Below are 4,475 nucleotides of genomic sequence, written 5' to 3'. Positions count from 1 at the left end.
CCGGTCAGCTGGCCGATCTGCTTTAGGATCACGGGGACAGGCACAGCCGCGCCGGACCCAATGTTGACGGCTCCCTCAACGGCCGAGTCGACCAAGGCTGCGAAAGCACCGGCCACGTCGGCTACGTGGCTGAAGTCGCGACGCTGGTGACCCGGGCTCGTCCCGAAACGCTCCCCGGACGACAGAGCCCGGATCGCGTCGCTCACCAGCCGGCCCGATTTCTCCCTGGGCCCGTACAGAAAAAACAGGCGGCCCCAGGCAAACGAGAGCCCGGTCTCACGCGCATAGGCTGTCAGGACACGCTGCGTGGCGTCCTTGGCGGCCCCGTACAGGGTTGCGGGCACACAGTGCGCGTCCTCGCTGAGCCTTTCCGGACCCCAGGCATACTCGGCGCAGGTCCCCGCTACGACCGCCCGTGCGCCCCCACCCTCCCGGAAGGCTCGGACCAGCGCCAGGCTCGCCGCGACCCAGTCGAGGTTGACCGGTGAGCGCCAGTAAAGCCCCGGCTCGGCGTACCAAGCCAGATGCAGAAGGTGACCGGCGCCGACCCGACCGACCGCCGCTTGCACGGCTTCAGCGTCCAAAAGATCGACAGGATGGAAAACCACCGTCGCGGCGGGCGGCCGGCGTCCGAGGGCATGAACCTCGAAGCCGCGCGCCTGAAGGGCCGGGATCACGTGAGTTCCGACAAAACCGGTCGCACCGGTGAGGAGAACGCGCCGCGCGCCTGACATCACACGACCGGATCGAGACCGGTCCAGGCCGGGAAGGCGAGATCCCGCTCGGAGATCACGGTCACCGGCTCCGGCCAGGCGACGTCGAGCGCCGGATCGTCCCAGCGAACCCCACGGGCGGCGCCGGCAACATAAGGCCGATCGATCATATAGAGCACCTCCGTCTCGTCCTGCAGGGTCTGGAAACCGTGCGCGAAACCAGCCGGAATGTAGAGCGCAGTCCTGTTCCCGGCCGATAGTTCGACGCCGACCGCCCGCAGATAGCTCGGGGAGTCCCGACGCAGGTCGACGATCACGTCGTGGATCGCACCCATCGTGCAGCGGACAAGTTTGGTCTCCGCGTACGGCGCCAGAGCGTAGTGCATCCCGCGGACCGTTCCGCGTGATCGATTATACGACACGCTCGACTGGCTAAACCGGCTGACGAGCCCATGAGCTGCAAGCGTGTCTTCGCACACGGTCCGCGCGAAGAAACCGCGCTCGTCTTCGTGCGGGTTGATGTCGATCCGGAAAGCTCCTGCGAGCGGCAGCTCCTCGAAGTTCATTCCGCTCACTCTACAGCGAGGCTCGGAATAGCAGTGACGAAACGCCCACCCCAGGCGCGGATTCCGGCCATCTCCTGCATGATTTCCGCCCTCAGGTTCCAGGGCAGGATCAGCACGTAGTCCGGACGCATCTCCAGCAACGCCTCGGGCGAGATCACGGGGATCCGGCTGCCCGGCAGGAACGTGCCCTGCTTGTGCGGTGAGCGGTCCGCCACCGCCTCAACCAACTCCGGTCCGATCCCGCAATAGTTCAGGAAGGTGTTGCCCTTGGCGGCCGCCCCGTAGCCGCAGACCCGCTTACCCGCCCGTCGTTGCTGGATCAGGAACTCCAGGCTGGCGCACTTGATCTCGACCACGTCGGCGGCAAATCGCCCATAGCCCTCGGCCGAGAACAGGCCGCCGGCCCGCTCATCGGCGAGCACCCGCGCCACCGCCGGCGTCTGCGCATGCGGTCCGTCCACGTGGCAGAAAAAGACGCGCAGGGATCCGCCGTGGGTCGGCAGCTCCTCCACGTCGAACACCCGTAGACCCGATCGCTCCAGGATGCCCGAAACCACGCCGAGGGACAGATACGAGAAATGTTCGTGGTAGATCGTGTCGAACTGTTTGTGCTCGATCATCCGCAACAGGTGCGGGAACTCGAAGGTGCCTGCACCGTCTCGCTTCAACAAGACTTGAAAGCCCGCCACGAAATCGAGGATGTCGGGCACGTGGGCCAGCACGTTGTTGGCGGCCATCAAGTCGGCACCGTGCCCCTCGGCCCGAAGGCGCTCGGCCGTATCGCGGCCGAAGAATGCGACTTCGCTCGCCACCCCCTTCTCGCGCGCCACCGCCGCCACATTGGCAGCCGGCTCGACGCCCAGGACCGGCACGCCACGGGCAACAAAATACTGCAGCAGGTAGCCGTCGTTGCTGGCCACCTCGACAACCTTGCTCTGCGGCCCGAGACCGAAGCGCTCGGTCATGCTCGCTACGTAAGCTTCCGCGTGGCGCAACCAGCCGGCGGAGAAGCCCGAGAAATAGGCATAATCCGAGAAAATGTGCTCCGGGCTCTCGAAGGCCTCAAGTTGCACGAGCCAGCAGCTCTCGCAGACATAGGCGTGGAGCGGGTAAACCATTTCTCCTTGCCCCGCACGCTCGGGCGGCACGTAGGAATTGGCGAGAGGCGATAATCCCAGATCGGCCACGGTGCGGGTGAGCGGCGTACCACAGGCCCGGCAGCAGGCCCGGCTTGTCGGGGCCGGAACGGTGTCCGTTGCTGCGCTCATACCTTGTCCTCTGTCTCCGCAAGCGCCTCGTACCGCGCGATCTGCTCGTATGTCAGCGCGGCTGCATCCGCGCCTCGAGCCTGTGCCCGATACCACGTCCCAGTCCAGTCGAGCGCCTCCGACAGCCGCAGGCGCCGGTCCCACCCGAGATGCGCGCGAGCCTTCGAGGCGTCGACCTTAAGGAAGGTGGCCTCGTGCGGGTGCGTGCCGGAGGCAAGCTGCCAGCGCGCGCCCTCGCCCCAGCCCCGGGCCAGACCGGCCACCACATCGGAGACCGGTCGGCAATCCTCGTCGGAAGGCCCGAAATTCCAGCCCTCGGCATAACGTGCGCCATCCTGCTCACAGAGCACCTCAGCAAGCCGTAGGTAACCTGAGAGTGGCTCCAGCACGTGCTGCCAAGGGCGCACGGCGCCGGGTGAACGAATCTCGACCGGCTCGCCCCGATTGAAGGCACGCACCATGTCGGGGATCAGACGGTCCAACGACCAGTCGCCACCGCCGATGACGTTGCCAGCCCGCGCACTGGCAACCCGGGCTGGATGGCCGCCGGCGCCGAAGAACGAAGCGCGATAGGCGCTGGTCACGAGTTCGGCGCAGCCTTTCGAGTTCGAATAGGGATCACGCCCACCCATCGGCTCGTCCTCGCGATAGGCCCAGACCCATTCGCGATTCTCGTAGGCCTTGTCGCTGGTCACGATCACCACGGCCCGCACCGACGGGCAGGCGCGCACCGCCTCCAGCAGGTGGACAGTGCCCATGACGTTGCTGGCATAAGTGCCGACCGGGTCGCTGTAGGAGGGCCGGACGAGCGCCTGAGCGGCCAGATGCAGCACGATCTCTGGCTGCGTCTCAGCCACACAGGCGCTGAGCGCGGCGAGGTCTCGCACATCGCCGATCCGGCTGTCGGCCCGATCCGCCAGGGCCGCCAGCGTGCACAGGCTTGGCTCGGTCTCGGGGGCCAGTGCGAAGCCGGTGACCTGCGCCCCGAGCCGCGTGAGCCAGAGGCTGAGCCATGCGCCCTTGAAGCCAGTGTGGCCTGTGACCAGCACACGCCGTCCGGACCAGAATCCCGGATCGGGGTTGCGGGCAGCCATCACCACACCTTCCACGGCGCGGACTTGGCCGTCCAGAGAGTCTCAAGGTGGTTCTTGTCGCGAAGGGTATCCATCGCCTGCCAGAAGCCGGCATGCCGGTAGGCTTGCAGCTCTCCTTCCCGCGCCAGTCGCTCCAACGGCTCGTTTTCCCAAACGGTGGAGTCATCGGTGACGTAGTCGAGCACCCGTGGGTCGAGGACAAAGAAGCCTCCGTTGATCACGGCGCCATCGCCGGCCGGCTTCTCGCGGAAGCTACGGATCGCATCGCCGTCCATCTCCAGGGCACCGAACCGGCCTGGCGGGGCCACGGCGGTCAGAGTGGCCATTCGCCCATGCGCCTTGTGAAAAGCCTTGAGCGCGGTGAGATCGACGTCCGCGACCCCGTCACCGTAGGTCATGAAAAACGGTTCCGTGCCGAGATAGGGACGCACTCTCTTGAGCCGGCCGCCTGTCATGGTCTCGGGCCCAGTCTCGATCAGCGAGACGTTCCAGTCCTCGGCACCGCTTCTGTGAAATTCAACTGCGCCCGTTCCCGTCTCGACAGTCACGTCGGAGAGGTGGAGCCGGTAATTAAGAAAGAATTCCTTGATCATATACCCGCGATAGCCGAGGCAGATCACGAAATCGCGCACCCCGTGGGCGGCGAAGCCCTTCATGATGTGCCAAAGGATCGGCTGTCCTCCGATCTCGACCATCGGCTTCGGACGCGTCCCGGTCTCCTCGGACAGGCGCGTGCCAAGTCCGCCCGCCAAGATCACAGCTTTCATTGTGAGAATGACCTCCGCCAGCCGTACATGCCTGCCACAGGGGCTGCTCGGTTACATACTCGCCGGC

The 4,475-nt window shown here is 66.0% G+C and carries 5 protein-coding genes; all 5 read right to left on the bottom strand.

All coding sequences use genetic code 11. From position 1 onward, the window contains the following. Positions 1–734: NAD-dependent epimerase/dehydratase family protein (locus tag I53_RS09915; RefSeq protein WP_043349877.1), on the bottom strand; the 734-nt coding region annotated here is incomplete at its 3' end. Beyond that, a complete protein-coding gene (locus I53_RS09910) occupies positions 734–1,279 on the bottom strand; it encodes a dTDP-4-dehydrorhamnose 3,5-epimerase family protein (protein WP_043349873.1) in 546 nt (181 codons plus the stop codon). The genes I53_RS09910 and I53_RS09915, both read right to left, overlap by 1 nt. Before the next feature lie 5 nt (positions 1,280–1,284). After that, positions 1,285–2,547: a class I SAM-dependent methyltransferase gene (locus I53_RS09905; RefSeq protein WP_043349870.1), complete on the bottom strand. Its 1,263-nt coding sequence runs from the start codon at positions 2,545–2,547 to the stop codon at positions 1,285–1,287. Then, positions 2,544–3,641: a CDP-glucose 4,6-dehydratase gene (rfbG, locus tag I53_RS09900; protein ID WP_043349868.1), complete on the bottom strand. Its 1,098-nt coding sequence runs from the start codon at positions 3,639–3,641 to the stop codon at positions 2,544–2,546. The genes I53_RS09905 and rfbG overlap by 4 nt, the downstream gene beginning before the upstream one ends. Further along, positions 3,641–4,408: a glucose-1-phosphate cytidylyltransferase gene (rfbF, locus tag I53_RS09895; RefSeq protein ID WP_043349866.1), complete on the bottom strand. Its 768-nt coding sequence runs from the start codon at positions 4,406–4,408 to the stop codon at positions 3,641–3,643. The genes rfbG and rfbF overlap by 1 nt, the downstream gene beginning before the upstream one ends. Positions 4,409–4,475: the final 67 nt, after the last annotated feature.

The organism is Methylobacterium sp. B1 (genome assembly GCF_000333255.1).
GTDB lineage: Bacteria > Pseudomonadota > Alphaproteobacteria > Rhizobiales > Beijerinckiaceae > Methylobacterium > Methylobacterium fujisawaense.
This window is presented reverse-complemented; position numbering and strand designations above follow the sequence as displayed.